The sequence below is a fragment of the Niabella sp. ZPM-14 genome (genome assembly GCF_055693045.2).
In genome coordinates this window covers 1,990,551-2,016,727 of sequence record NZ_CM181148.1, presented here as the reverse complement: position 1 = coordinate 2,016,727, position 26,177 = coordinate 1,990,551, and the positions used below count along the sequence as shown (strand labels likewise).

Genomic DNA, 26,177 nt, shown 5'->3' with positions numbered 1-26,177 from the left:
ATTTGCGTGGTCAAAAGTATATGGCGTCACAATACTAAAAAATTATTTTGAATGAACATTCAATTAATTTATTATTATTTTTTTGTTACGCGGATTTTTGTATTCAGAAGGTTTATATATTTAGGTGTTTTTTGTGAGAAAGAACTTTTGCTGCATAAGTCACCGGCAAATAATAACACGGGAATACTGCATATTTTCGTAATAATGAAAGTTACATGAAATGCCCATGTGATCTTTTCAAAGGGGAATCTCCGCCTGACCGGCAGGGCTGAATCGTTCCCCGTCCGAACCCGAACGGGCGGGCCTGCCCGAAAGACTCGTTCAGGCGGGCATTCGACCAAAAAACCGTCCGCCGCGGCGGACAAACAAATGATACGAACGAAATATGGGAAGAAAAAGTTTAAAAGACGCCAGACAAAAGGAAATTGTCGAAGTGTTTTATAAGATTGCCAAGCAGGAAGGCTTGGAAAACGCATCGCTGGCTAAAACGGCTGAGCTGGCGGGGATGAACCCCAGCCTGATCATTCACTACTTTAAAAGCCGCGACCACTTAGTAAACGCGTTGATCGAATTTATACTGGACCGGTATCTTGAAATATTTACTGTTCCGGGCTCCGCAACCGCCAGCCCCAAAACGATCCTGCTGAAAATTATCGATAATGTCTTTTCCAAAAAGTGGAACATCTTGTTTGACGATAGCGTGTCCTACAGCTGTTATGCACTTGCCTTGCGAAATGAATCGATAGGAGCGCGCTACCGTGAATTGCTGGAAACGTTGCGTAAAAACCTGGAGCAGCATATTAAAGCCTGTAAGAAAGAAGGAGCATTGGATGTGGCCAACCCCGCTGTTACTGCCGATCTCATCTTTGTACTGGTGGATGGCGCTTATTATTACCTGAGCCTGGTAAAGAATGACAAAGATTATGAAGCCGGCTTAAGGAGATATAAAAAGCAGGCCCTGACCTTACTTAACTTTACGTAGCCTGCGGCGACTGATGGATACGATGGCGACCAGTGCGATAGACAACCACGCCAGGTTGCAGATCAGGTTAGGCCCGTCATTCATATAAATGGCATGAGCGATCAATCCACCCGCTCCCAATACATTTAATACATGATAGGTATGTTTGTCTGCCTTCACTTTGTTGAGACTGATCAGCAGATACGCCAGCAGGTAAAAACCGGTACCCAGCCAGCCCAGTAAAGAGGAGGCAGACTCTGTCAAAAATATGGTCAAATGGGAGATCATGATTGTTCAGTTAATTAATCAATTGTCGTTCTTCTCAACTCCAGCAGATTCAGAGCATTCGGAGGAAAGCCTTTTACATTTTTTTGCACCAGGTGAATGACCTTATCATACCAAAGCGGTACTACGGGCGCATCATCGATGGCGATCTGATCCGCCTTTCGATACAAAGCATAGCGTACAGAATCATTTGTTTCGCGGATAGCCTGTTCAAATACCTCGTCAAACTCAGGATTTTTATACCGCGTGTAGTTGGGCGGCGCCGGATTTTTAGAATAAAAAACAGAAAGGTAATTTTCAGCATCCGGATAATCCGCAATCCATCCGCCTCTGAAGAATGCTGCCTTTGAGCCGGAAGTCATTTCGAACAGCAATGATTTTTGTACTACTTCCACCTGAACGGGAATACCAATCTCTTCCAGCTGTTTGGCGATGAAATTTCCAAAGTCCGCATAGATGGAAATGGTCAGCAGTTTGATCATCGGTAATCCGTTGCCGCCGGGAAAGCCGGCTTCTTTCAATAGCTGCGCCGCTTTGGATACATTATAGGAATACCCTTTGACCAGGGAGTCATTGAACGAAGGAAGCCCCTTCGGTACAAATCCGCTTTCAGCCGGCGTGCCCAAAGAGTTGCGGAGGTATAGGATCATCTTGCGCCGGTCAAATCCATAGTTGATGGCCTGGCGCACTTTTTTAAAACGGAGCGGTGAGTTTTTGACGAGCGGGTTTTCGGGATCGACCAAGATACCCAGGTATTCTATGTTGAGGTAGGGCTGCGTTTGCAACTCGATCTTATCTTTCCAGATCTCACGCAGCTCCCCTTTTTTGGTCAGCACCTCATCTTTAAAGCTTGGGTCCAGCTCGTTGATGAAATCGAGCTGTCCCTGGCGGAACAACAGGAATTCTGTGGCCCGGCTGTCTTTAAAGCTGATCTTGATGCCATCCAGGTAGGGTAATCGTTTGCCGAGGCTGTCGCGCTCAAAATAATTTTCATGCTTAGCCAGGATCAGCGCTTGTCCTTCTTCCCATACAACAAACTTGAAAGGACCGGTGCCCACGGGATGCCTGCGAAACTGTTGCTGGTAGTGCTGCACGGCTTCGGGAGCTACCACAGAACAATACTGCATAGACAAGATGCCAAGAATAGGCTGATAAGGTCGCTGTAGTTTTAGCTGAAACGTGGTATCATTGAGCGCGGTAAAAGGCTGTAGGGTATCGGCTTTTCCATTAAAGATCCAGGCGCCGGGACTTGCAGTGGCAGGGTCAATGATGCGATTCAGGCTGAATACCACATCGCCTGCTACCATGCGGCGGCCTTTGCCCCCTGGAAAGCAGGCATCATCATGAAAGAACACATCAGTCCTTAAATAAAAAGTATAGGTACGCTTATCTTCAGATATGTCCCAACGCGTAGCCAGTGATGGCTGTATGTTAAGACTATCGTCGATCTCTACCAGGGTATTGAATAGCTGGTGAGCCGGCCACATGGTGGATTGGTTTTTTGCAAAAGCGGGATCCAGCGAGGCAATGCCTGTATACTCATTATAATGAAATATCTTTTTCTCAGTACGATGGCTGTCAGCGCAGGAAATCAATACCAGCAGGCTGATAAAGACTGCAGGGATCAATCGCCATGTAATGCCGGAAAATACAGGAGCTGCCATGAGTTTCAAAAAATGCTGTCGAACGCCGTTTATCAATTTTTGAAGGATTGTTTAAGTTGATGGGTTAAATTTACAGTTCAATCATAACTATGGTTAAAATTTTTTGGAAGGTAATAGTTTTATTTTTTGCAGCGCTGATCACTCAACAGGTTCATGCGCAATTAGGTGTTTCAAAAAAGGCATTTACACGGCAGGATAGTTTACGGGGCGGATATGGTACGGGACGAACCGGGTGGGACGTTTTGAGATATGATCTGACCGTAAAGCCGAACTTTCCGGCGCATACCATTGCCGGTCACAACAAGATCACTTTTTACGATACAGGAGTTAAGCTCATGCAGATCGATATGCAGGAGCCCATGATCATTGACAGTGTGGTACACGAAGGTCGCCCCCTGCCTTTGGAAAGAGAAGGAAATGTGTATTGGGTTACTTATCGCGATCCGAAAGCGATGTACAAAATAAAACCTGGCAACAGAACGATCGATGTTTATTTTCATGGCAAGCCGGTGGAAGCGAAACATGCGCCCTGGGATGGCGGCTGGATCTGGACCAAAGATGAAAAAGGAAGAGACTGGGCCAGTGTAGCTTGCCAGGGATTGGGCGCCAGCGTCTGGTATCCTTGTAAAGATCATCAAAGTGATGAACCCGACAGCGGCGCTTCATTATCCATGACAGTGCCTGACACATTGGTGGCTGTGGGCAACGGTCGGCTGATGAAGACCACGAAACATGGAGACGGCACAAGCACCTGGACCTGGGCAGTCAAAAATCCGATCAACAATTATAATATTATTCCTTATATCGGGAAGTATGTCAACTTTAAAGACCAGATGAAAGGCGAGAAGGGCACGCTGGACCTCAGTTACTGGGTATTGGATTATAACCTGGAGAAAGCCAGAAAGCAGTTTGCTGTTGTGAAACCGATGATCAAGTGTTTTGAAAGCTGGATGGGCCCTTATCCGTTCTATGAAGATAGTTATAAGCTGATCGATGCGCCGCATCTGGGTATGGAGCACCAAAGTGGTGTGGCGTATGGCAACAAATATGGAATGGGCTACCTGGGCCGGGACCTGAGCGGCAGCGGATGGGGGCTGAAGTTTGATTTCATCATCATTCATGAAAGCGGACATGAATGGTTTGCCAACAATATCACTTCAAAAGATATTGCAGATATGTGGATTCATGAAAGCTTTACCAATTACAGTGAAACGATGTTCGTCGAATGCCAGTTCGGTAAAAAGGCCGGCAGTGAATATACTATCGGAACCCGCAAGACGATTGCGAACGATATTCCTATCATTGGTCATTACGGTGTGAACGAGGAAGGCAGCGGCGACATGTATAATAAAGGCGGCAACATGCTGCATACGATCCGGCAGGTGATCAACGACGATGCACTCTTCAAAAAAATACTGCGGGGATTGAACAAAGAATTTTATCATCAGACTGTTACGACCCAACAGGTGGAGGACTACATGACTCAAAAAAGCGGAAAAGATCTGAGCAAGATCTTTGACCAGTATCTGAGGACCACCCAAATCCCGGAATTACAGTTCAAAACGGAAGGAGACCAGATCATCTACCGGTGGGCGAATGTGGTAGAAGGTTTCAACATGCCGGTACAGTTGACGAACGGCCGCCGGCTACAGGTGTCGCAACAACCACGAAAGATCAGTACGGCTGCAGCGGGAGGCAAAATACTTCATGTAGTTCCCGATTTTTACGTAAATGTTAAAGAAGCCATTTTTTAAGTCATTACTTTGGCTTACAATCTTCAAATTGTTCTATGTTTGAGCCTGATTGGACAATAAGAACGAAGAAGAGATGAGGAAGAAGACAGGTATGTGATCTGATTACAGCAATGCGGTTAAGGATTTTCTCTTCCATGACGTACGACCTTGAGAACTATTCAGCGGTCGTTAGAACAAAAAAACGCAGCGAAGCTGCCTGTAAAAAAACATACAGATGAAATGAGCGGGAAAATAAGGCGGCAAAGTATTATCTCATCGTTAGTCATTTACTTTGGCTTTGCCATCGGGTTTTTGAACACGTATTTCTTCGGGAAGCAGGATCTGTTCACAAGCGAAGAATACGGGCTGACCCAGCTTTTTGTGAAACTATCTGCTTTGCTGGCGTCGCTCGGTACGCTGGCGATGCCCAACTATATCCTCAAATTCTTTCCCTACTACAAAGACCGCCTGAAGCCGGAGAAGAATGATATGCTCACGATCGCGCTGGTGACGGGCGTGATAGGCTTCCTGTTCGTGTTTGCATTTGGTTACGCCTTCGAGCATATGGTGGTGCGGAAGTACAGCACTAACTCTCCGTTGTTCGTAGATTATTATTATTGGGTATATGCGCTGGGCTTTGGACTTTCTATATACAATATTTTGGAGGCTTATTGCCAAAGCCTGCACCGGCCTGTCTTTGCGACCTTTCTGAAAGAAGTCGAATGGCGGTTGTTGATCTTGATATTGATCATACTCTTTGCTACAGGCGTTATCAGTGACTTCAGTCTGTTTGTAAAGCTGTATGCGCTTACCTATTGGGGTATTGCCATTACCATGTTTATTTATCTGGTATCGATAGGAGCTATAAAATTTACCTTCCGTATCAGCTTTGTGACCCGGCGTATCCGCAGGATCTTGACCCGGTTTACCAGCTTTGTCTATCTGGCGTTGGTCGTGTCGATGTTGTCGCAGGTATTTGACTCGCTGGTGATCGGATCTGTAGTAGAAGATGGTTTGACCAACCTGGCCATATTCACGTTGGCGGAATTGATGACGAGTGTGATCCAGGCGCCCCAGCGTAGTGTCATCAATGTGTCCGTGGCTCACTTATCAGAAGCCTGGAAAAATAAAGACGTGGATAAGGTAAACAGGATTTATGTCCGCTCTTCTATCAACCTGCTGATGGTGTCTTTATTTTTGTTTTGCCTGATTGCCCTGAACTTTGTAGATGCGATACATTTCTTCAGGCTGAAGCCGGAATTTGCTTTAGGATTTACCGTCTTTGTGGTCATGGGCCTGACCAGGGTGATCGATTTGGGCACGGGCGTCAACGCACAGGTGATTGCTACTTCCAGGTATTGGCGGTTTGAGCTGTGGAGTGGCATTATATTGCTGCTTATTATGCTTCCGCTGTCTTATTCATTTACTAAAATGTATGGCATCGTGGGGCCGGCAATTGCCGGACTGATTTCTTATTCAGTGTACAACGGGATCCGGATTTTCTTCTTATGGCGCAAGTTTGGCCTGTTTCCTTTTAGCAAAAATACGTTGTACAATATCCTGCTGGCGTTGGTAACCTACGGAATTACCTATATTGTCTTCAACAATATGGATGGGTTCTGGGCCCTGGCGGGCAGAAGCATCCTGTTCTCAGGTTTATACATTGCAGGCGTATTTTATCTGAGGTTATCTCCGGATGTCAGGCCTGTGCTGGAGTCGATGTTGAACCGTACGCCGTGGCGCAATAAAAACAAATAAGCGAATTACTATTCCATGAATCGCAGGAAATTCACCAAAGCACTGGGACTGCTGGGCGGCGCTTCTATACTCACGGGTCTTTATGCGTGGAAAATAGAGCCTCACTGGCTTGAATTTGTTCACCGTAAGCTGCCATTGTCTCAGCTCCCGCAAGCCCTGGCTGGTAAGACACTTATGCAGATCAGCGACATCCACGCGGGTAAGGTAGACCAGGACTATTTGGTGCAATCATTCAAACGTGCCGCGGCCTTTCAGCCGGACATTGTTGTATATACCGGTGACTTTATCAGCTTTGATATGGAACGAAAGTTTGCGCCGCTGAAAGAAGTCTTAGGCCATGCGGTGAAAGGAACACTGGCGACGGTTGGTATTTTGGGCAACCATGATTACGGTTACAACTGGTCCGAACCCGATGTAGCTGATGCGGTGACGAACCTGGCAGCCGGGGCAGGAATTACGATGTTGCGAAATGCGCGTTACAATGTCAATGGGTTGAATATACTGGGGTTGGATGATCTGTGGGGCAATTATTTTAAGCCTGAATTAGTGATGCAAACCTATGATCTCAAAGCCTGCAACCTGGTATTATGTCATAACCCGGATGCCTGCGATCTTGATATCTGGAATGAATATGAAGGATGGGTATTGGCCGGACATACACATGGCGGGCAATGCAAGCCACCGTTTCTTCCGCCGCCGATGCTCCCGGTGAACAATAAAAAGTACAGTGCCGGCGAAATCGATTGGGGAACCAACCGGAAACTCTATATCAACCGGGCATTAGGTCACTACTGGCCCGTAAGATTCAATGTAAGACCGGAGATCACGTTGTTTGAGCTTACTTCGTAAAACGAATTACAGCATCAGGATCATTGGTGATCCTGTTTGAAAGAGACCTTTTCTTTTACCACAAAACGTTAAAAGGCTCCAGCTCGTAAATAGCGCCGAAGCCAAAGCTGTAATACCGGTTGGGATTGCTGATACCTTCTCCGACACGATTGTCCAGGTTCTTCGGGAAAAACCGCAGGTTACCTTCTGCCAGCAGTTTGATGCGATTGTTCAGCTTGTATTTCACGCCGCCGCCAACGGGCATTACAAAGCCTGTTCTGTCGCGGCTGTCCTTCGGGCCCAGGCTGGAAGTGTAGTTAAAAAGCGTATAGACACCTGCACCGAGGTTAAGGAAGGGTGTGAACTTATGCCGGTGCAGTTCCATAAAATCGTATTCGCCTTTTACCGATAGCTCCGCCATTTCTGTCTGGAATCGCCCTGTCGGTTTGCCTTGCTGGGATTCGGCGCGCAGGTTATCACCTCTCAAGCGTCCGCCAAAAGCCTCTGCCCGGACGTATAGCTTATCCCAGACCCTCCTTCTGTAGGCCACGGAGGCATACAAAGACGTATGATCCGCCAGTGAGCTCCCTACTGCAAAGCGTCCTGAATAAGAAAGAGCGCCGAAGTTTAAACCAACACTATTTTTTTGAGGCCGGTAATCCTGTGCATTCAGCAAACAGGAACCGCTGAATACAACGAATAGAAGGCAAAAGGTTTTTTTAATAAAGATCATCGTATGTAGTTTCTAACGAAAATATGTAGTAGCATTGAGTTGTACAGCCTGTTAACGGCCCTACTCGCATACAACCGCCTCACGATGCCGCAAATAATGTGCCTCTCTTTGGGCTGGATGCATCGCGCGCAGATGGTAACAACAGATTTAGCGGGCCCATCCCTGCGCACTCAGGTTGTTGAGTTGCCGTTGCGTGATCTCCGCCTGTTCTGCTGTTAACGGCGTATTCTTAAACCCGTTCTCTGCATCCAGCGTGGACTTTTGAATGCGGCTTTCAAACAGCCTGTTTTCAAACACTTCTTCCCAGGTTACATAGCCACCCAGGTTGAGCGGATTGCTGATATTGTTTCTTACCAATACCTTCCTCAGGTCGGGATAATAGATCCAGAAAACCGCATGCTCGCTGTTTTCCATGGTATATCCGTCTGAAGTCGTATAGCTGGTCACCGGTGCGATACCCAGGATCCTTACATAGGTTTTTCCGTCGCGTTTGTTAAACAACCATTCTTCCTTCAACCGGAACTTGTAGATGGAGTCGGGAGATACTGCGCGGCTTCTCACCTGGTAGCCGGCAATGTTTCCTTCCATATCATAGCGCGCCGATGTATCCATGCCGCCACCAAAACCCTGCAAGGCTTCTTCGAAGCTGATAGGTGTGGTGAACCGGTCATCAATGTTACTGAAGGCCTGCACACTGTCTTCTTTAATCGCTTTGAGCATGATGTTGATCAGTCGTTTGTTATCTTCTCCTTCAATTGCTTTGTTGTAGAAATACCGCGCGTTCTGATCGGTGCGGGCATCAATAGTGCGCCATACTCTTACACGGTACAAGGCATCAGCAGAATACAGCGGCGTGTAGGGAAGAGGTGTTGCTGTGCTGTCAGTATTATCGTCTGCTAAAATATTGTCTTTTCTTAACGAGCGGCGACTGGTGCCATACAAGCCGCCCTCTCCATCGTCTTCAATGACTTCGAGGGGTAAGTTCGCTTCAGGCATGCCGCTGTTATAATCGCCGCCTTCGCCGCCCTGAGCGGGAACCGTGTCGCCCTGGTTGGTTCTTCCCGTGTTGCTTTCGGGAGGCGTGTTCGTTCTTTTGGACGGAGCAGGGGTGTCATATGCACTGCGCGGTGCGCGCTGAGCCATCACCCCGCTACTGAGCAGCAATGAAAAAAGTAGCGTACAGTAAAAAAGAAACTTCATTCGTTTATATTTTTTATAGCGATTCTTTGGTCAGCGGGTGGCTAATCCATCAAAATCAACCGTTTAACATTTTTATTTTGTTCAAGCAGTACTTTCAAATATGCCTTGTAATGCCTCAAATATTAAACCAAAACTATATATTAATTAGTAAAGGTTAAATGCTATCGGCGGCAAGGTGCGCATACCACCCGGCCCTGCTGCTTTGATCTCATCAATTGTAATCGTCGCGCCTGGTCTGGCCCTTTCGATCAGCGAACGTACAGAATTGAACGAGTTACCGCTTACGGATTTGTGCATGAATTCAGGATATCCCGCACCGGTAAAGGTCATGGTGTAGCTTGACACCGTGAACTTCACGCCTTCAAATACAAAGTTTTCCAGTTCGGCACGAACACCGGCCTGCGCTTTAAAGGAGTTCACACTCATGCGGCCTCCTTTGCTGTTGCCCACCATCGCGGTTGGCGCGGGAACGGATTTGACACGGAAATCAAAAGTGGTATTTTGTTTTCCGTCGTTCACCGTAATTTTCGCGATCCCGGGCGTGGTCACTTTCGCAACGTACCGTCCTTTGCTTCCGGAAATAGATCCCTGGCTGATGGAAACGCGGAGGTTGCTGGCGTTGGTGCCACTGCCCCCACCCACAGATACCGGGTTTTCAAGCCCGATGTATAATACTTTTACAGCGTCCGCGCTCACCGTCAGGCCTGTAGGAGAGGCCACCACGTATGTAATATCTTTTGTAAGTGTCGCGGTAGTGCCGTCGGGTTTCACGAAGGAGATATTCACCTTGCGTGTGTAGGTCCCGGGGCCACCTGCCGTTGTTTTATATTCCGCCAGTCCGTTTGCATTCAAAGGAACCGGTGTTCCGTCGATCGTAACGGTAGGCTTTGCATTTTTGCTGAACGCTCCCACACCGGCGGTAATGGTGAATTCGCTGCCCGGAAGCAGGAATTGCGCATTGGCGGTGGCCAGCGCCTGAAATTCGTCGTACACTACTTGTACTTCCCCGATCTGGTTGTGGCAATATTCTACCACCTGTGCTTCAGCATTTTTAATATCACTTTGAAACTTCGAAAGAAGGGTAATCGCCGCGATCGCAGGCGTTCTTCTGAAATAAGCGGCTTCCCAGGTGTTGTTACTTTTGTTTTGCACTTCAGGCATGCTCAGATCGAGCGGCAGGCTGTTCTGGAACTGGCTGTTGATCTTCGCATCAATGCCCAGCAAACTTTTTTTATAATCGGTCAGTTTATTGAATAAGGTGGCTCCCGCTGTTCCATCTACCAGGATCTTGGTGGCGGCGTTCGTATTCTTTTCGTTGAAATGTCCGCCGTTAGCGCCACCGGCTTCGTTTTGTATCTGTGTTTTAATGTTGTCGATATATTGCACCATTTCATCAGACAACTGCTTTGCCCTGTCTGCCTTTGGTTTCCAGATGGCGGCCAGGTCTCTGGTTTTGGGATCGTTGATCTTTTGTTCCAGTGAAGCAAAGATGGTCTGCGTTTTTTTATCGATCGTGGCGTTGGCATTAGAAAAGCTTTTATCCATAGTTCTGAAAGCATTCAATACCTCGCTTGATATATTCAGTGCCAGCAATGCTGTCAGCACCAAATACATCACATTGATCATCTTCTGACGGGGCTCTTTAGGTAAAGCCATTTGGAATGTAGGATTTTAAATGTCGAATTAAATGTCGATCTAAACGGATAGGAAGGCTGATTACCCACCTTTCATTTGCATGGCCGAGATTATGCTGCTGTACATCTGGTTGAGTTTGGCCAGGTTCTGCGCCAGCTCAGCCATCTCTCTCTGTGTCGCCTTCGCATCTTCGGCGCTGTTGATCAACGCGTGAGAGGTTTCTGCCAGCTTGTTATAGTAGGTATTCACGCGATGAATGGATAAAGTGGCTTCTTTTACCTGCTTAGCATATTCTTCAGTTTCCACCACGCTGTTAGAGGCGCTGCTGATCCGGTTGATATTGGTCTCAAGGGTTTTAAATCCTTCACTTAATTTATTCAGCGATTCAGGAGTAATGTCTGCCGCCTGCAACATTTCATCCATGGATGCAAGCGCGCTGCCGGTCCGGGAGGTCCTGGCAACCGCAGGCGTTTCGACAACCGCTACGGTTGTAGCATCGTCCAAGGCTTCGGGTTTAAAGGCATACATCAATGCGTAGATCAGGAACACCAGGGCTTCTGTATACATCCCGAATTTAAGCCAGGTGTCAGGGTCGCCGACGGGCGCGGTATTGGTCAGTTTAAATAAAGCACCCAATAAGACAGGTACTGCACCTAACGAGAAGAAGATGTTCAGATAGCGCTGAATGTTCGAGTTTTTTTCTGCCTGCATATAGGTCTTTTTTGATTTTTTGAGGTTTGATAATTATTCCGGTAGGTTGACCACCACGCGAAAACCAATATAGGAATGGGTGGCGTCCATGTCTTCATACGACCGGTTGGCCGTAGTGATCAGGGAAGGCGCATCCTTCCAGCTACCGCCTCTCAATACTTTGCGTCGTTGAAATTTGGATTGGGATTGAGAGGTTCCGAATTGTATATCAGGGTTGAACCGGTTTTGAAAGTTTTCACCTCCTTCGTAATAAGAAGTGATCATCCATTCGGAAACGTTGTCGCTCATATTATATAATCCGGCTTCGCCTTTTTTGCGCTGGTTGACATATACAGGAAAGATCCTGCCTTGCGCATTCATATCGGGGATGCCGTCTGCATCAGCGTCGGTGTTGACCGGTTGGTCGGGGTTGTTGGCTTTATTCAGGCTGGCCGCATAAGCCCATTCGGCCTCGGTAGGGAGGCGACACTTACCGCCCCGCGCCAGGTTATTTTTATTCTGATAGGAATTGATCTTCTGTTTGGTCATCCAATCACAAAAAGCATTGGCCTGGTTCCAGCTGACGCCAACAACAGGATAATTCTGGTATTTGGGGCTGGCAAAATAACCCACGGCCATCTGCTCATTATTGGAATAGCCGAAATCTCTCATCCAGCACAACGTGTCGGGATAGATGGGCACCGCATATTTATAAATGAACTCGCTGGGTGCCCGGTTGCGGTTCTCTCGTTTCGCCGCTTCCTGGTAGTTGAAACCTTGAAGTAAATAAACCAGTTTCTGCGGGTCGATGGTCCTTTTGTTATTGATCGTTTTAGAAGGATCGAGCAACATGTCGCCAAGACCATTCATGATCGCGGGGTCTGAGTAATTGATCTTAGAAGCCCGGTCCCAGTTGACGGCCGTGTCGCCCGCAACGATCGTTACATATTCTCCACCCAGCAACCGTGCGGCTATCGAATCACGCACCCAGTATACAAACTCCTTGTATTGCGCATTGGTGATCTCTGTCTGCGACATATAAAATCCGCTGATCAGTACAGGTTTGGATTGTTCTCTTTTCAGAACAGAAGAAGTATCTGACTGATCCCCCATAACAAAGGTACCGGTGGGAATTTCAATAACTGATAAAGGCAGTGTGGAAGAGATAGCGGACTTTTTACCTACTAATTTTTTGAGTCTTTGTCCTTTTTGAGCGTCGGCATTAAAGGTGGCCAGGAGTACAATAAATACAACAGCAATGATTTTATTCATATTAATGAACCGTGTTTATTAGATGAGGTTTAAAATCAGCCAAAACTAATTTTCGAGCAAAAGACATACCAAAGTGTCTTTCTTGCACAAAGATAAGTGCCCCATCAGCTTGGAAGGAACCCCTGCTGCCTATAATATCGGTTCAAGGACGAAAGCATTATTTGAGAGGACGAATCAACTATAAAGCATTGATTATCCATTCATACAATACGCCGCTGCTTTCTGCAGACGCTAGTCAAACTGGCTTAAAGCCTGAGCCAGATCCGCTTGTAAATAGTCAGCATCTTCCAGTCCGAAATAAAGACGGATATGCCGGTGATGCTCCTGGTCTTCCTGGTAGGCATGCTCGGGGATGAAGGCACAACGGGGGATCACCAGGCTTTCATGGCCGCCCCAGCTGACCGCCATCAAAAAATGTTTGAGGCTTTCACAAAACCGGATAATGCCTTTGCGCGTGGGATCTTTGATCGTGATCGTCACCAAACCCAGCGCTGCCTTCATTTGCTTTTTGGCCAGCTCGTGCTGATCGAAGGAAGGATGAAAAGGGAAAATGATGGTTTCGATCTGTTCATGCTGATCTAAAAAGTGAACCAGTTGCGCGGTGGTCTGGCGGATGCGTTCGAGTCGCATGGGCAGCGTTCTCAGTCCGCGCAGGAGCAGCCAGCCATTGAAAGGTTGCAGGCCGCTTCCGATGGTCATGAATTCCGTGTCAAATATTTTTTTCATCATCGCCTTGCTGCCGCAGAGCACCCCGCCGAGGGTATCGCTGTGCCCGCCAATATATTTTGTTGCCGTTTGCATGGCAATATCAATCCCCATCGAAATCACATTCTGGTAAATCGGCGTGCAGTAAGTATTATCAATAAAGGTTACGATTCCTTTCTGCCTGGCAAAATCAGCGATTTCCTGCAAAGGTTGCAATTCATAGGTCCAGCTATTGGGGGATTCGAGATAATATAAAGTCGTATTGTCTTTTGTCGCGGCGGTCCAGTCTTCAATGGTTTTACCATCAACGTAGGTCACGCTCACGTTGAACCTCGGAAGGATGGCATCAAACATTTTTTTGGCAGAGCTGTAGGGGTTCTTCACAGAAACGATATGATCACCCGCTTTTAGCTGGGTAAATATTCCTGCAAAGATCGCTGCTGCGCCACTGTTGAAAAGGAGGCAATCCTCAGCGCCATCCAAAGCGGCAAGTTTTTCTCTCAGGATGTCCGTCGTCGGATTGATGCCCCGGCTATAAATATATTCATTACGCTCGTCTTCAAACGCATGACTGAATTGCTCTACGCTGTCAAAAGAAAAATTGCTGGTTTGCCAGATGGGAGGTGATACGGCATTAAAATACCGGTTGCGGTCTTCGCCTAATTCAGTGATAATCGATGATAGGTCCATATTGGTATTGTTGAATATAGTTGAATGTTGTGGAATATTGTTTGGACTGGAGGCCCTGCAAGTCAATTGGCATCCCCATCAATTACTATCCTTTTCTTTTACGGATAAACAAAAAATAGATCCCCGTAAAGAATGCCAATACAGCCAATCCTATTAGACCGGCGTAATGGTTTTTATCATAATCCATTAAGATGCTGATTGCCAAAAAAAGATACGCTGCGATAAAAATGAGCGGTAACAGGGGATACAGCTTCATACGAAAAACGCCCGGCCCGCTAAGATGCGTCGTTCTTTTCCTGATGACGAATATGCTGGCTGCAGAAAGTGCCATACCAAAGCAATCCAGGAAAATAGAAAAGCTCAGGATCCGGTCAAACTCTTCAGCCCAAAACACCACCAATGCCGCGATGCCTGAAAAGCCGCTTAATGACGTGATAAGCACCCCTTGCTGATTGCGTTTGGCAAAGGCGGCAGGTAATACTTTATCAATGCTCATCGCATACATCACGCGGGGGTTGCTCAGCAGTGATCCGTTGATATAACCCAACACACCTAAGAACAATAACACCGACAAGACCGCTTCGGCTTTCGCTCCCAACACTTTTGAAGCCATGATGGCGGCGATATTCTTACTCGTCTTCAGCTCTTCAAAGCCGATGACGCGCACGTAAGCATAATTGACCAGCAGGTATAGGGCAACGATGATGAAGATGCCGGCAAAAATACTTCGGGGTATGGTACGCGCCGGGTTTTTCACTTCTTCTCCAAAATTGATGGTTTGCTGATAACCACCAAAGGTGAAACTGACGGCCACCAGGCCGATGCCAAATGCCTTTACATGATCCATAAACGGCGTGTCGGCGGCATCGGATACAGCAGCGCTCGCTGGTGCGGCTTCCGCAAAAAAGATGGAGCCGATCAGCAGCGCGACCAGTCCGATCTTGATCAGCATTAAAACGTTCTGTGTTTTGGAACTCATCTTCAATCCAAGCATGTTGACGCCATAAAAAATAACGATCGCCGTCAGCGCCAAGGCTACTTCTACTGTTTGCACATGGGTAGCCGAAGGAAAAAGGATGCCGGCAATGTATTCGCCGCCAACAATAGCCACCATAGCCAGGGAAGCGGCATTGCTCACGAGAATAATACAGTTAATGGCAAATGCCACTGAAGGATGATAAGTGAAAGAAAAAACTTTGTAATAGCCACCGGTCGCGGGCATGCGCGATCCGATCTCCGCATAGGTCAATGCACCGCAAAAAGCAACAATCCCTCCCGCGAGCCAGCAAAGAAAATAGGTGGTGATATCCGGAGTGGCCGCAGCCACGTTGACAGGTGCGCGAAAGATGCCCATGCCGATCACAAAGCTTACGGTGATCATGGTAAGATCAAACAGTCCGAGTTGTTTTTTCATTCAAGTTGGAAGATAAAGAAAAAGGTCTTTGCATTCCTCACGGGAAAGGGAACCGGCGACATTTTTATTTTCTCTCGAGCGGACCGTTGGGCGCGCTTTCGGATTTTATGAGATATTTGCACCGTTGCATCAATTCAGATTATGGAGATTGTTGGATACATGGCTGCTTTGCTCATTGGTTTATCTCTTGGACTTATCGGAGGAGGAGGCTCAATTTTGACCGTGCCCATTTTGGTGTATTTGTTTGGTGTCGCTCCGGTGTTGGCCACTTCTTATTCTCTTTTTATTGTCGGCGTTACCAGTCTCGTCGGCTCTTTTCATAGCCTCGTCCGGAAGCAGGTCGATTTTAAAACGGTAGTGGTATTTGGAATGATATCGGTCGTCACCGTGTTTTGTATCCGGCACTATGTGATACCACATCTGCCGCGCGAGCTGGTGATCCTGGGGACGGTGGTTCCGGTTTCATTTCTCACCATGATACTTTTCTCCGTCCTGATGATCGGTTCTTCCTTTTCCATGATCAAAGACAGTGCTCTCAAAGCAGCGGCTCAGCCTCTAAAACCTGCAGGACTGTTCAGGATTGCAGGTTATGGAGCGGGCGTGGGCCTGGTGACTGGCTTGCTGGGCGCCGGGGGCGGATTTTTGCTGATCCCTGCCCTGGTGATTTTATTGCGATTGCCTGTAAAGACCGCTATCGGGACTTCGCTCGTGATCATTACCATCAATAGTCTCATCGGTTTTGCAGACGACGTCACGCATCATCAAATGGACTGGAGCTTGCTGTTGAAAATAACTGCCATATCCGTCGCCGGGATCCTGCTCGGCGCTTTTGTTGGCCGCAACCTGGACGGCGCAACGTTAAAGCGGGGATTTGGCTGGTTTGTGTTGCTCATGGGTCTCTACATTATTTTTCATGAAGTGACCGGGCTGGTAAAATAAAAGCACGCCCCACGCGCGGTAATCATTGTCGAACCTCGCAGGTGTCAAAAACCTCTGAGGTCCAATCATTCAACATGGGCATATTTCACTACTTTTGCGGCGATTTTGGTTTCGCTGCCACCGGGCAGCGGATTAAAAGGGAAGTCCGGTGAAAGACCGGCGCTATCCCCGTAGCTGTAAAGGGCCTCTTCATGGAAGAGCAGCTTTGAGACGAGCCACTGCCTGCACTCCGCAGGCGGGAAGGCATCAAAGTAAACCCTGAGCCAGAAGACCTGCCAACATCAACTATTATTCAGGCTTTCGGGTGAAAAGTGTGAAGATGTAACCGCCGTGCGTTATATACTTCCCCGTTCTCCCTGCCATCACCAAAAACAGTCAAAGTGAAAAAATGTATTCTGGCCATGACCGCCTTAATGGCTTATGGCTTCGTTGAAGCGCAAAACACAACTGCTGATGAGCAATTAGAAAAAGTGACCGTAACGGCAACCCGGTTTCCCAAAGATGTCAGCGAAACAGGCAAGGTGGTAACCATCATTACCAGTGCACAACTCGAGAAGGCCGGCGGAAAAGACCTGGCGCAGTTGCTCAACGAACAGGCAGGCCTGATCATCAACGGGGCTAACACCAATCCAGGTAAGGATAAGAGCGTCTACCTGCGTGGCGCGTCCAATGCCTACACCGTCATCCTCGTCAACGGAGTACCGGTCAATGATCCTACCGGCGTGGGTGGTGCCTACGATCTGAGAATGTTTCCGGTGGATGCAATCGAAAGAATAGAAGTATTAAAAGGCGCCCAGAGCACGCTGTATGGAACAGACGCGCTGGCCGGTGTGATCAATATCATTACGAAAAAAGGCGCGGGCAAGCCGGCAAACCTGTATGGCGGACTAAGCTACGGGCGCTATAACACATTGAAGGCGCATGCAGGCCTCAGCGGAAGCGTTGACAAATCTTCTTACAATATATCTTTCATGCACGATGAAACGGGAGGCATTGCAGAAGCAAAAGATACGTTGGGAACACAGGACTTCCCGAGAAATGGCATGCTGAGAAACGCTGTCAGCTTGGATATCGATGGCGCAGTGACCGATCGGTTCCATGTGCAGCCCTTCTTCCGCTACGCTTATTTTAAAAGTAGTTTTGCCAACGATGCTTTTGTGGGCGGTCAAAACCGGTTTTTATCCGAATTGCTTTCAGCCGGAACGCAGGCGCGGTATCGCTTTGACAAAGCCAGTATAAACGGGATATTTTCTTTTGATGACGTGGAACGGCAGTATCCTGAAGGATTCGTCAAGTCTTATAAAGGTAATAAGAAAACTGCGGAGCTGTTCAGCAACATCGACTGGCATCCGCATTTCCAGACATTAGCAGGCATCAGGTATGATGACATCACAATGCAAAATCCTAATCCGGAAACTGCTGACACCAGCACGCAAATGATCAGCCCTTATCTTTCTCTTTTCCTCCGCAACTGGAAGGGGCTGAACATAGAAGCCGGAGCGCGTTGGAATCACCATTCCCGGTATGGCAACAACTTCACGTATTCTTTCAGCCCATCCTATTCCATCAACCGGCAGATCAAGCTCTTTATCAACTACGGAACGGCCTTCAGAGCGCCTGCCTTATCAGAGCTGTATGGTGCTTTTGGCGCCAACCCCGATCTTCAGCCGGAAACCTCCCGTACCCTGGACGGAGGAGTGCAATACACCACACTTGACGAAAAACTGGATATCCGGGTAGTCGGATTTGCGCGCAATACCAAAAATATCATCACCTATCAAAGCCAGGGATATGTTAATTACAATCGTCAAAAGGATCATGGCCTGGAAGTGGAATCTGCATGGCGTCTCACTGATGATATCCGGCTGAAGCTGTTTTATACCTTTACGGAAGGAAAAGTAACGACTGCTTCAGCGGCGGGCGATACCACCTATAACAATCTGTTCAAAAGGCCGAAACATATCTTCGGCGCCAACCTGGGCTACCAGGTCACCAACGCCTTATATGTAAGTACCAACTTCCAGCATTTTGGAAAAAGAAGCGACTTGTATTTTGAATCCGCGCCGCCGTACCGCCAGTTAAACGTGCCTCTTGAAGCCTACAGCCTGTGGGATCTGTACGCTGAATACCGTTTTCTCGGACAACGGGTGAGCACTTTCGCCCAGCTGACCAATTTGCTCGATGCTGATTATTACGAGGTCTATGGCTATGATGTGCTGGGGCGTTCTCTTACGGTAGGATTGAGGCTGAAGTTATAACGGACAGTGAGACCGGGGTTTGTGTCAAATCAGATTTCGAGTGTGTCGGCATCGCGTGAGCGAAAACAATGGTATATATTCGTAGCGGTATTTTGATTGTCGATAAACCAAACCGATACTATGGACTTCAGCTACAAAGGCATTCTGACCGTTGCATTTACCCTTTTTGCGATCATTGATATCATCGGGTCTGTACCCATCCTGATCTCTATAAAAAATAAGGCCGGAGGAATCAGGGAACTGAGAGTGACGCTTATTGCCGGCGCGTTGATGATCCTGTTTCTTTTTTTGGGTGATCCCATTTTGAACATACTCGGTTTGGATGTGAAATCCTTTGCCGTGGCGGGGTCTATAGTGATCTTCATTTTGGGTCTTGAAATGGTCCTGGGCGTTGAATTCTTCAAGTCGGACGATGATGTGAAGGGCTCTACATTAGTGCCACTGGCCTTTCCGCTGATTGCGGGCTCGGGTACATTGACCACCATCATGTCGCTCAAGGCCAATTATAAAGTGCAAACCATCCTGATCGCTATTCTCCTGAACCTGGTGGTTATTTACATTGTTTTAAAATCATTGAGCGGCATTTCAAGATTGCTCGGACCCAGCGGTTTGACGGCCATTCGTAAATTTTTCGGAGTGATCCTGCTGGCAATCTCTGTGAAGATCTTCGCAGCCAATGCGGCCGGACTCTTGCAGTGATTTGCAGCGTCGGGTACACGGTAAATGTCTGCAGCCATACACAATAATGTTGCGTGTCTGCTGCCTGGAAGGATCTCAAAGAGATTTTAAGCGCTCGTAAAAAAGCTGTTGGATCAGAAGTCTTCCGCAAAATGCATTGCGTTCTCTGCCGGGTTCCTCCGGAATGCCCGCCCGTACCGTTCGGACAGGCCCGCCCGTACCGTTCGGACAAGCCCGCCTGACAGGATTTTTGGGGGAAATATTTCCCGCGTATCGGCAGGGGGCATGAAATTTATTTGATTCGGGGAGACGAATCATCATAATTCCTGCATACCACTTATCTTTGCGACTCAAAAGGAAATGGTGTTCTTCCTTACCCAACCGCTCGTCCCACGGCGATGCTGATGACGCCTGATTAATTTTTTATAAAAACATTTTAATCAGGATCATTATGTCTGCTTCAGAAACTTCTTCCGTTCGTAACGCTTTCTTTTCAAAATATCCGGGTCTTCCCTATATCGGCAAATGGCTGATTATTTGCAGCATTCTCGGCATCCTCGTCGGATCCGCTTCAGCACTGTTCCTTGAATCATTAAAATGGGTGACGTCCATACGCCAGGCCACTCCCTGGATCCTGTTTTTGCTGCCTGTAGCGGGCTTTGTTATAGGTTGGGTATATCATCGTTATGGTAAAAATGTCGAGGCGGGCAACAACCAGATATTGCGAACCATTCAAAATCCGCGCGAGATCATCCCTTTGAAGATGTCGGTGTTCGTGTATGCCGGCACGGTTATCACGCATTTGTTTGGCGGTTCTGCAGGCCGGGAGGGAACAGCCATACAAATGGCGGGTTCTATCGCGGATCAACTGACGAGGCCCTTCAGGCTTACAACGGAAGACCGGCAGATTCTCCTGATCGCATCGGTAGCCGCGGGATTTGGGTCCGTATTCGGAACGCCGTTGGCGGGAGCGGTTTTTGGGCTCGAAGTATTCCTGATCGGGCGCATGCGCTACAACGCTATATTTCCTGCCTTTGCCGGATCTGTTTTAGCCGATTTGGTTACAAAACTTTGGAACGTGGGCCATACCCACTATCATATTCCCTGGGTACCGGATCTCTCGCCGGTGCTTCTTTTATATATTGTCAGTGCGGGAATCATTTTTGGCTTGTGTGCCGCACTATTCAGCCGGCTTCTGCACCGGGCAAGCGATATTTTCAAACGGACGATTGCCTATGCGCCGATGAGGCCGGTTGTCGGAGGGGCCTTGATCATTTTACTGACCTACCTGTTGGGAACCGACAAGTATTTAGGCTTGGGAATACCGGGCATTCTCGAGGCGTTTTCCGCGGCTTCAGATCCGGAGGTATTTATCTTAAAGATCATTTTTACGGTGATCACGTTAGCGGCCGGTTTTAAAGGGGGCGAGGTGACGCCACTATTTTTTATTGGGGCTACGCTCGGAAGCGCGCTGTCATTGGTATTGCCTTTGCCCGCGGCGCTGCTGGCCGGAATGGGTTTTGTGGCGGTGTTTGCGGGTGCTACTAACACGCCGTTGGCTTGTACATTAATGGGAATAGAATTGTTCGGAGCTGAATGCGGCGTTTATGTTGGCCTAAGTTGTGTCATCGCCTATCTCATGTCTGGCCACAACAGTATTTACAAGGGTCAGATCATCGGTGAAGTAAAGAACCGGCTGTTAATACGGGATGCAGGCAAAGCGTTTCAGGATCTGTAGTGGAAGAATGTAAAAACGGTATCGACCGCCGCACGATAGATCACTTTTATCTGGTGACCTTGAACGATCAGTTGATACCGTTTGAAAAGAAGTATTTATTTGCGGGAATCCCAGAGGGGCTTTTTCCCGGAAGGTTTCATCGTTGTTTTTGCCTTTGAAGGATGAACGTTGCCATGAAAGGGATCATGGGGCGTTGCTTTCATCTCCTCGGGCATCCATTGCTGGTCAGGTCTTGTTCCTGAAAAAACGGCTGTTTCGCTTTCCGCTTCCGGCGTAATATCGTTGCTCACATCGCTGTTGGTGACAATATCGTCGGTGGTGGTTTTGGCATCATTGTCTACAAACGCACCGGTATCGGAAGTCTCGATCGGCATCCTGGCTTTAGAAGTAGCGGCTGATTTTTTAGGCGCCGATTTTTTCTTTGCAGGAGATTTCTTTTTAGCAGCGGCTTTCTTTTTTGGCGCTGCTTTAGGAGTGGCAGCTTTTTTAGCTGAAGCCCTGGCTCCGGACGATTTTTTTGCGGCTGATTTTTTGGGAGCGGTTTTCTTTTTTGGTGCTGCTTTTTTCTTGGCCGCTGCCTTTTTAGGCGCAGCAGATTTCTTTGCAGCGGCTTTCTTAGGAGCCGTTTTTTTCTTGGCCGCTGCTTTTTTCTTTGCAGGAACTTTAGCGCCTTTTTCTCTCGCTTCGGAGAGGCCGATGGCTACTGCCTGTTTTTTGGAAGTGACTTTTTTGCCAGACTTGCCAGACGTTAACTTGCCTTTTTTCATTTCGTGCATGGCCGTCTTTACAGACTTGGAAGCGGCTTTACCATATTTTGCCATAAGCTAGAATTTAATGAATTAGGGATTAATTATAATATATGCTCCCAAAAAGCATACCATAGGACTATTTTTCATATACAGCCCGATATTCTGCAAATAATTGCGCAACCGTTAGCTGTTTTAACCTTAATTTTGCCACCCCGAAAAAGTATTTCGGATCAATGGCCTCGTAGTACAATGGATAGTATAAGAGTTTCCGAAGCTCCAGATCCCAGTTCGATTCTGGGCGAGGCCACCACAAGCTAACCTTCATGTATACTGCTTATGTATTGAAAAGCGTCCATTTTGATGTCTTTTACAAAGGACATTGTGAAAATATGGAAGAGCGGTTGGCCCAGCATAATGCGTGGAAGACACGCTCCATTCGACCTTATATTCCTTTTACTATTGTGTACACTGAAACATTTTCAACGCGTGAAGAGGCGGTGAGACGTGAGCGGTATTTTAAGACTGCAGCTGGCAGAAGGTTTTTGAAAACAAAGATTCAGATGTAGTGACCCTACCATGCGAAGCTCCGGATCCCGGTTCCCCGCCCGAACGTACCGTTCGGTACGGGCGGGGATTCTGGGCGAGGCCATCACAAGCTAACCTGGATGTATACTGCTTACGTATTGAAAAGCGTCCATTTCGACGTGTTTTACAAAGGACATTGTGAAAATATGGAAGAGCGGTTGGCCCGGCATAATGCGGGAAAGACACGCTCCATTCGACCTTATATTCCTTTTACTATTGTGTACACTGAAACATTTTCAACGCGTGAAGAGGCGGTGAGACGTGAGATATTTTTGAGACTGCCGCGGATGATATTCACCGCATGCGAACGACAACCATTAAGAAGCTAGGACGCACTCGACTTCACTATCTTAATAATGTCTCAACGCCGGCATAATATTTCTCTTCTCTTTGTGCTTCTCTGTGTATTTCTTTGATGCCTCTGTGGTAAATTAAAATGTCATGCACTCATCTTAATGCCCTGTTGTCTTAACAGTTTTCAAAAAGTTACCATCAAAAAAAAAGCCCTGATTTTTAAAAACCAGGGCTTCCATAATTCGGTAATGTCCAGGCTTATTTCAACGCAGCAAGAGCGGCATTATAATCCGGCTCCTGCGCAATCTCCGGCACCTGCTCGGTATATACCACTTCGCCTTTTTCATTAGCCACCACCACCGCGCGGCTCAGCAGACCTCTCATGCCGGAATCCTCGATAGTTACCCCGTAATCAGCCCCGAAGCTGCCGCGGAAATCCGAAAGATTTTCGACATTGTCCAGACCTTCTGCCGCACAAAAGCGCTTCAATGCAAAGGGTAGATCTTTTGAAACGTTGATCACTACTGTATTTTCCAGAGAGCTGGCCTGCTCATTAAATTTTCTGACCGAAGCGGCACAAACACCGGTGTCCACGCTGGGGAAGATGTTGAGAACCAGTTTTTTTCCCTGATAATCGCCCAAGCTTTTTTCAGACAGATCGTCTTTAACAAGCGTGAAGTCCTTTAACGGGCTGCCCACTTCGGGGAGCGAGCCTGAGGTGTGGATCGTATTGCCTTTGAGTGTGATTTCTGACATGTGAATTGTTTTTTTATTTTAATTTTTAAGCTCAGACAAAAGTATCGGTTAAATCATTTTAAATAAACGCTTTTTAAAAAAATGAATATTGTAACCAACAAAGTATTATATTCATGCGGAATTTGACCGGCTAATCTGCAAAAGGAAAGGCCTTTTTATTTATCTTTAAACGTGCTGTTGCTATTGCCAGAATTGAAGAAAATACCCGAATCTCTCTGTTTTTAAATGAGAAAAAAATAACAGAGAAAAATTTTGTTATAAATTTTTTTTTGTTAGAATTGTAATCTATTTCACAAGCTTTAATATTTAAAAAACTAAAAAAACTAAGATCATGGCTGAAAATCAAGCTAAGCCGGTAGCGGCAGCAACGACATCTGTGCAACCTAAAAAGAGCGGTAACGCTATCTCATGGCTTGCCCCAATTTTGTGTATTATTTTGGGTTATTGTGTGTGGAGGTTCGGAATGGGTAATCCTGCGGGATTTGATGCCCCTGACGAGGCGGGCGGATTTTGGCCCCACCATAAAGGACCTAAAGGAGCGTTCAACGCGATCTACGAGGGTGGTATCATCGTACCTCTGCTGATTGGTACTTTATTCATGACAATTGTTTTCGCCATCGAAAGGTTTTTAACCATTGGTAAAGCATTAGGAAAAGGTAACATCAACAACTTTGTACGCAAAGTGCAGTACCACCTGGCTAATAAAAATGTAGACGCTGCCATCGCAGAGTGTGACAAACAAAAAGGTTCTGTAGGTAATGTAATGAAAGCAGGTCTGCGTCGTTACAAAGAAATGATCACTGAGCCTAACCTGGAAACTGAACAAAAAGTAGCAGCTATCCAGAAAGAAGTAGAAGAAGCTACTGCATTAGAATTGCCTATGCTTCAGAAAAACCTCGTATTCTTATCAACGATCGTATCAGGTGCAACACTGATCGCGTTATTAGGTACGGTAATGGGTATGATCCGTTCATTCGCAGCATTAGGTAGCAGCGGTGGAGGCGGCGATTCTTCAGCTCTGGCGGTTGGTATCTCTGAGGCCCTGTATAACACAGCGTTGGGTATCGGTACTTCAGCTTTAGCGTTGATCTTCTACAACATGCTGACTACTCGTATTGATAGCATTACTTATGGTATCGATGAATCAGGATTTACTTTAACTCAGTCATTCGCTTCTTTGTATAAATAAGCTGCAAAGAAGACGGATAGTGTTTTATGGAAAATCCGGATTAATTCGTCATATATCAAAATTTAATAGAAATGCCAAAAGTTCAAATAGCCAGAAAGTCGACCGATACGGACATGACCCCCTTCGTGGATGTGGCGTTCCTGATCCTGTCGTTCTTCATCATGGCTACGAAATTTAAGCCAGATGAGGCAGTTCCCATTCAGACGCCTAACTCGGTTTCCTCTCAAAAATTGCCGGAAAATGATGCGGTAATGATCAGCATCGACAAAGATGATAAGGTTTATTTTTCTATCATGACACAAAATGATAAGCAGGCAGCCGTTGATATTATCAAAGGAGCTGCACAGGCAAGAAATATTCCTGTTAGCGATGCGCAAGCGCAAAGTTACTTTCCCGGCGATATGATCGGCGTGCCTTTCAATAAACTGGGATCGTTCTTATCGATGTCCAACGACGAAAAGAAGAAGTACGTTCAGGAAGGCATCCCGGTAAAAGACTCAGCTAATAACGAGTTGTATTACTGGATCGCGGCCACCCGTACTGTTTTCGCCGGTAAGCCGATGAAATATTTGATCAAAGGGGACAACGTATCAAAATACCCCGCTTTCAAATCAGTAATCGACGCGCTGAAACGTAATGATGAGCAGAAGTACAACCTGGTTACCATGCCGGAAGGTGCTCCTGAAGGAAGCGAGTTGTGGAGAGAAAGGAACAAATAGTTTTTAATTTTTTAAACCTAATTTTTAGTTATGGCAAGTTTAGATACTGGTGATGGCGGCGGCGGCCACAAAAAAGGCCCCGGCGTTAAAAAAGCCAAAAAGCTAAGCACGCGCGTGGATATGACACCGATGGTGGATCTGGGTTTTCTGCTGATTACATTTTTTATCTTTACAGCAACAATGAGCTCTCCGACGACAATGGACCTCAACATGCCTAAAGACAATAAAAACGAGGAAGACCAGACCAAAGTGAAGCAATCCGGTGCATTGACCATCATGGTAGGCAAGGATAATAACCTGTTTTATTATGAGGGAGAACTGGCACCCGATGGCAGCAACTTCAAGTCGACCAGCTTTAAGGAGATCAGAACTGCGATCATCAACAAGAAAAAGCAGGTAGAGTCTACCTACGTTACGGATGCCGCGTGTGAGGCAAAAGCAAGGCAGGAAGGTAAGGATCCCGCGGACTGTCGTCAGAAAGACTTCTTCGTGTTGATCAAGCCAACAGAAGAGGCCAACTACAAAAACGTGATCGATCTGTTAGATGAAATGACGATCAATAAAGTAGCACGTTATGCGCTGTTAGAGCCTTTCGATACCGAAAAGGACCTGATCAATGCATCGCAGGGAACAGCTCCGGCTGCGGCGCCAGCGCAATAAAACATGGCTGATTGTGTGGAAATTGACACGAGCAGCATCTAATC

At 47.1% G+C, this 26,177-nt stretch carries 24 protein-coding genes, 1 tRNA gene and 2 riboswitches; of the genes, 14 read left to right on the top strand and 11 right to left on the bottom strand.

Translation table 11 applies throughout. From position 1 onward, the window contains the following. The first annotated feature begins 385 nt into the window (after positions 1–385). Positions 386–982: a TetR family transcriptional regulator C-terminal domain-containing protein gene (locus ACU37H_RS08600; protein ID WP_472701935.1), complete on the top strand. Its 597-nt coding sequence runs from the start codon at positions 386–388 to the stop codon at positions 980–982. Here the strand turns inward: ACU37H_RS08600 and ACU37H_RS08595 are convergent. Then, positions 965–1,249: a CBU_0592 family membrane protein gene (locus ACU37H_RS08595; protein ID WP_472701936.1), complete on the bottom strand. Its 285-nt coding sequence runs from the start codon at positions 1,247–1,249 to the stop codon at positions 965–967. The two genes, ACU37H_RS08600 and ACU37H_RS08595, sit on opposite strands and share 18 nt — an antisense overlap. A 14-nt stretch (positions 1,250–1,263) precedes the next feature. After that, positions 1,264–2,910 (bottom strand): ABC transporter substrate-binding protein, encoded by a 1,647-nt coding sequence (locus tag ACU37H_RS08590; protein WP_472701937.1) that lies wholly within the window; start codon positions 2,908–2,910, stop codon positions 1,264–1,266. Between the two features lie 89 nt (positions 2,911–2,999). Between ACU37H_RS08590 and ACU37H_RS08585 the strand changes: the two genes are divergently transcribed. The 3 genes from ACU37H_RS08585 to ACU37H_RS08575 all read left to right on the top strand — a co-directional run bounded on the left by ACU37H_RS08585 (position 3,000) and on the right by ACU37H_RS08575 (position 7,250). Further along, on the top strand, positions 3,000–4,664 hold the full coding sequence (locus ACU37H_RS08585) for a M1 family metallopeptidase (RefSeq protein WP_472701938.1): 1,665 nt from the start codon (positions 3,000–3,002) through the stop codon (positions 4,662–4,664). A 219-nt stretch (positions 4,665–4,883) separates the two neighbouring features. Further along, positions 4,884–6,401, top strand: a complete 1,518-nt coding sequence (locus ACU37H_RS08580) for a lipopolysaccharide biosynthesis protein (RefSeq protein WP_472701939.1) — start codon at positions 4,884–4,886, stop codon at positions 6,399–6,401. Between the two features lie 15 nt (positions 6,402–6,416). Then, complete coding sequence (locus ACU37H_RS08575) at positions 6,417–7,250, top strand: metallophosphoesterase (RefSeq protein WP_472701940.1); 834 nt, start codon at positions 6,417–6,419, stop codon at positions 7,248–7,250. Between the two features lie 55 nt (positions 7,251–7,305). Here ACU37H_RS08575 and ACU37H_RS08570 read toward each other — a convergent pair whose 3' ends face one another. The 7 genes from ACU37H_RS08570 to ACU37H_RS08540 form a co-directional block, all read right to left on the bottom strand. Continuing rightward, the gene (locus ACU37H_RS08570) at positions 7,306–7,962 is read right to left on the bottom strand and encodes an autotransporter outer membrane beta-barrel domain-containing protein (RefSeq protein ID WP_472701941.1); all 657 of its coding nucleotides are present in this window, start codon (positions 7,960–7,962) and stop codon (positions 7,306–7,308) included. A gap of 147 nt (positions 7,963–8,109) precedes the next feature. Continuing rightward, on the bottom strand, positions 8,110–9,162 hold the full coding sequence (gene porN, locus ACU37H_RS08565) for a type IX secretion system ring subunit PorN/GldN (protein WP_472701942.1): 1,053 nt from the start codon (positions 9,160–9,162) through the stop codon (positions 8,110–8,112). Between the two features lie 144 nt (positions 9,163–9,306). After that, positions 9,307–10,818, bottom strand: coding sequence for a type IX secretion system motor protein PorM/GldM (porM, locus tag ACU37H_RS08560; protein WP_472701943.1), 1,512 nt, complete (start codon positions 10,816–10,818; stop codon positions 9,307–9,309). Between the two features lie 60 nt (positions 10,819–10,878). After that, positions 10,879–11,508 carry a GldL-related protein gene (locus ACU37H_RS08555; protein ID WP_472701944.1) on the bottom strand — a complete coding sequence of 210 codons (630 nt, stop codon included), beginning with the start codon at positions 11,506–11,508 and terminating at the stop codon, positions 10,879–10,881. A gap of 33 nt (positions 11,509–11,541) precedes the next feature. Beyond that, complete coding sequence (gene porK, locus ACU37H_RS08550; RefSeq protein ID WP_472701945.1) at positions 11,542–12,759, bottom strand: T9SS ring complex lipoprotein PorK/GldK; 1,218 nt, start codon at positions 12,757–12,759, stop codon at positions 11,542–11,544. A 231-nt stretch (positions 12,760–12,990) separates the two neighbouring features. Beyond that, positions 12,991–14,154, bottom strand: coding sequence for a trans-sulfuration enzyme family protein (locus ACU37H_RS08545; protein WP_472701946.1), 1,164 nt, complete (start codon positions 14,152–14,154; stop codon positions 12,991–12,993). 85 nt (positions 14,155–14,239) lie between these two features. Continuing rightward, a complete protein-coding gene (locus tag ACU37H_RS08540) occupies positions 14,240–15,568 on the bottom strand; it encodes an APC family permease (RefSeq protein ID WP_472701947.1) in 1,329 nt (442 codons plus the stop codon). Between the two features lie 141 nt (positions 15,569–15,709). On the opposite strand from ACU37H_RS08540, the gene ACU37H_RS08535 reads away from it, so the two are divergent. The 4 genes from ACU37H_RS08535 to ACU37H_RS08520 all read left to right on the top strand — a co-directional run bounded on the left by ACU37H_RS08535 (position 15,710) and on the right by ACU37H_RS08520 (position 21,181). After that, positions 15,710–16,507 (top strand): sulfite exporter TauE/SafE family protein, encoded by a 798-nt coding sequence (locus ACU37H_RS08535; protein WP_472701948.1) that lies wholly within the window; start codon positions 15,710–15,712, stop codon positions 16,505–16,507. Between the two features lie 89 nt (positions 16,508–16,596). Beyond that, positions 16,597–16,801: riboswitch (cobalamin riboswitch) on the top strand. Positions 16,802–16,887: 86 nt separating this feature from the next. Next, positions 16,888–18,765: a TonB-dependent receptor plug domain-containing protein gene (locus ACU37H_RS08530; RefSeq protein WP_472701949.1), complete on the top strand. Its 1,878-nt coding sequence runs from the start codon at positions 16,888–16,890 to the stop codon at positions 18,763–18,765. A gap of 120 nt (positions 18,766–18,885) precedes the next feature. Then, positions 18,886–19,464: a MarC family protein gene (locus tag ACU37H_RS08525; protein WP_472701950.1), complete on the top strand. Its 579-nt coding sequence runs from the start codon at positions 18,886–18,888 to the stop codon at positions 19,462–19,464. Positions 19,465–19,790: 326 nt separating this feature from the next. Further along, a riboswitch (Fluoride riboswitch) is annotated at positions 19,791–19,864 on the top strand. Positions 19,865–19,894: 30 nt separating this feature from the next. Next, a complete protein-coding gene (locus ACU37H_RS08520) occupies positions 19,895–21,181 on the top strand; it encodes a voltage-gated chloride channel family protein (RefSeq protein ID WP_472701951.1) in 1,287 nt (428 codons plus the stop codon). 95 nt (positions 21,182–21,276) lie between these two features. On the opposite strand, the gene ACU37H_RS08515 is transcribed toward ACU37H_RS08520, so the two are convergent. Further along, positions 21,277–22,002, bottom strand: coding sequence for a DUF6496 domain-containing protein (locus ACU37H_RS08515; protein ID WP_472701952.1), 726 nt, complete (start codon positions 22,000–22,002; stop codon positions 21,277–21,279). Positions 22,003–22,165: 163 nt separating this feature from the next. On the opposite strand from ACU37H_RS08515, the gene ACU37H_RS08510 reads away from it, so the two are divergent. From ACU37H_RS08510 to ACU37H_RS08500, 3 genes are all read left to right on the top strand, one after another. Beyond that, a tRNA-Arg gene (locus tag ACU37H_RS08510) sits at positions 22,166–22,240 on the top strand. A gap of 13 nt (positions 22,241–22,253) precedes the next feature. Beyond that, positions 22,254–22,496: a GIY-YIG nuclease family protein gene (locus ACU37H_RS08505; RefSeq protein WP_472701953.1), complete on the top strand. Its 243-nt coding sequence runs from the start codon at positions 22,254–22,256 to the stop codon at positions 22,494–22,496. Between the two features lie 99 nt (positions 22,497–22,595). Next, positions 22,596–22,844 (top strand): GIY-YIG nuclease family protein, encoded by a 249-nt coding sequence (locus ACU37H_RS08500; protein ID WP_472701954.1) that lies wholly within the window; start codon positions 22,596–22,598, stop codon positions 22,842–22,844. Between the two features lie 223 nt (positions 22,845–23,067). Here the strand turns inward: ACU37H_RS08500 and tpx are convergent, their stop codons facing one another. Continuing rightward, entirely contained in the window at positions 23,068–23,565 is a 498-nt protein-coding gene (gene tpx / locus ACU37H_RS08495) for a thiol peroxidase (protein WP_472701955.1), read from the bottom strand. Positions 23,566–23,896: 331 nt separating this feature from the next. Between tpx and ACU37H_RS08490 the strand changes: the two genes are divergently transcribed. From ACU37H_RS08490 to ACU37H_RS08480, 3 genes are all read left to right on the top strand, one after another. Beyond that, positions 23,897–24,754 carry a MotA/TolQ/ExbB proton channel family protein gene (locus tag ACU37H_RS08490; RefSeq protein ID WP_472701956.1) on the top strand — a complete coding sequence of 286 codons (858 nt, stop codon included), beginning with the start codon at positions 23,897–23,899 and terminating at the stop codon, positions 24,752–24,754. 71 nt (positions 24,755–24,825) lie between these two features. Beyond that, on the top strand, positions 24,826–25,473 hold the full coding sequence (locus ACU37H_RS08485; RefSeq protein WP_472701957.1) for an ExbD/TolR family protein: 648 nt from the start codon (positions 24,826–24,828) through the stop codon (positions 25,471–25,473). Positions 25,474–25,503: 30 nt separating this feature from the next. Then, the gene (locus tag ACU37H_RS08480) at positions 25,504–26,133 is read left to right on the top strand and encodes an ExbD/TolR family protein (protein ID WP_472701958.1); all 630 of its coding nucleotides are present in this window, start codon (positions 25,504–25,506) and stop codon (positions 26,131–26,133) included. Positions 26,134–26,177 lie beyond the last annotated feature (44 nt).

What these genes read in the sequence shown, in the direction of transcription:
- ACU37H_RS08600 (WP_472701935.1), top strand. Translation starts at nt 386, where the DNA reads ATGGGAAGAAAAAGTTTAAAAGACGCCAGACAAAAGGAAATTGTCGAA.
- ACU37H_RS08595 (WP_472701936.1), bottom strand. Translation starts at nt 1,249, where the DNA reads ATGATCTCCCATTTGACCATATTTTTGACAGAGTCTGCCTCCTCTTTA.
- ACU37H_RS08590 (WP_472701937.1), bottom strand. Translation starts at nt 2,910, where the DNA reads ATGGCAGCTCCTGTATTTTCCGGCATTACATGGCGATTGATCCCTGCA.
- ACU37H_RS08585 (WP_472701938.1), top strand. Translation starts at nt 3,000, where the DNA reads ATGGTTAAAATTTTTTGGAAGGTAATAGTTTTATTTTTTGCAGCGCTG.
- ACU37H_RS08580 (WP_472701939.1), top strand. Translation starts at nt 4,884, where the DNA reads ATGAGCGGGAAAATAAGGCGGCAAAGTATTATCTCATCGTTAGTCATT.
- ACU37H_RS08575 (WP_472701940.1), top strand. Translation starts at nt 6,417, where the DNA reads ATGAATCGCAGGAAATTCACCAAAGCACTGGGACTGCTGGGCGGCGCT.
- ACU37H_RS08570 (WP_472701941.1), bottom strand. Translation starts at nt 7,962, where the DNA reads ATGATCTTTATTAAAAAAACCTTTTGCCTTCTATTCGTTGTATTCAGC.
- porN (WP_472701942.1), bottom strand. Translation starts at nt 9,162, where the DNA reads ATGAAGTTTCTTTTTTACTGTACGCTACTTTTTTCATTGCTGCTCAGT.
- porM (WP_472701943.1), bottom strand. Translation starts at nt 10,818, where the DNA reads ATGGCTTTACCTAAAGAGCCCCGTCAGAAGATGATCAATGTGATGTAT.
- ACU37H_RS08555 (WP_472701944.1), bottom strand. Translation starts at nt 11,508, where the DNA reads ATGCAGGCAGAAAAAAACTCGAACATTCAGCGCTATCTGAACATCTTC.
- porK (WP_472701945.1), bottom strand. Translation starts at nt 12,759, where the DNA reads ATGAATAAAATCATTGCTGTTGTATTTATTGTACTCCTGGCCACCTTT.
- ACU37H_RS08545 (WP_472701946.1), bottom strand. Translation starts at nt 14,154, where the DNA reads ATGGACCTATCATCGATTATCACTGAATTAGGCGAAGACCGCAACCGG.
- ACU37H_RS08540 (WP_472701947.1), bottom strand. Translation starts at nt 15,568, where the DNA reads ATGAAAAAACAACTCGGACTGTTTGATCTTACCATGATCACCGTAAGC.
- ACU37H_RS08535 (WP_472701948.1), top strand. Translation starts at nt 15,710, where the DNA reads ATGGAGATTGTTGGATACATGGCTGCTTTGCTCATTGGTTTATCTCTT.
- ACU37H_RS08525 (WP_472701950.1), top strand. Translation starts at nt 18,886, where the DNA reads ATGGACTTCAGCTACAAAGGCATTCTGACCGTTGCATTTACCCTTTTT.
- ACU37H_RS08520 (WP_472701951.1), top strand. Translation starts at nt 19,895, where the DNA reads ATGTCTGCTTCAGAAACTTCTTCCGTTCGTAACGCTTTCTTTTCAAAA.
- ACU37H_RS08515 (WP_472701952.1), bottom strand. Translation starts at nt 22,002, where the DNA reads ATGGCAAAATATGGTAAAGCCGCTTCCAAGTCTGTAAAGACGGCCATG.
- ACU37H_RS08505 (WP_472701953.1), top strand. Translation starts at nt 22,254, where the DNA reads ATGTATACTGCTTATGTATTGAAAAGCGTCCATTTTGATGTCTTTTAC.
- ACU37H_RS08500 (WP_472701954.1), top strand. Translation starts at nt 22,596, where the DNA reads ATGTATACTGCTTACGTATTGAAAAGCGTCCATTTCGACGTGTTTTAC.
- tpx (WP_472701955.1), bottom strand. Translation starts at nt 23,565, where the DNA reads ATGTCAGAAATCACACTCAAAGGCAATACGATCCACACCTCAGGCTCG.
- ACU37H_RS08490 (WP_472701956.1), top strand. Translation starts at nt 23,897, where the DNA reads ATGGCTGAAAATCAAGCTAAGCCGGTAGCGGCAGCAACGACATCTGTG.
- ACU37H_RS08485 (WP_472701957.1), top strand. Translation starts at nt 24,826, where the DNA reads ATGCCAAAAGTTCAAATAGCCAGAAAGTCGACCGATACGGACATGACC.
- ACU37H_RS08480 (WP_472701958.1), top strand. Translation starts at nt 25,504, where the DNA reads ATGGCAAGTTTAGATACTGGTGATGGCGGCGGCGGCCACAAAAAAGGC.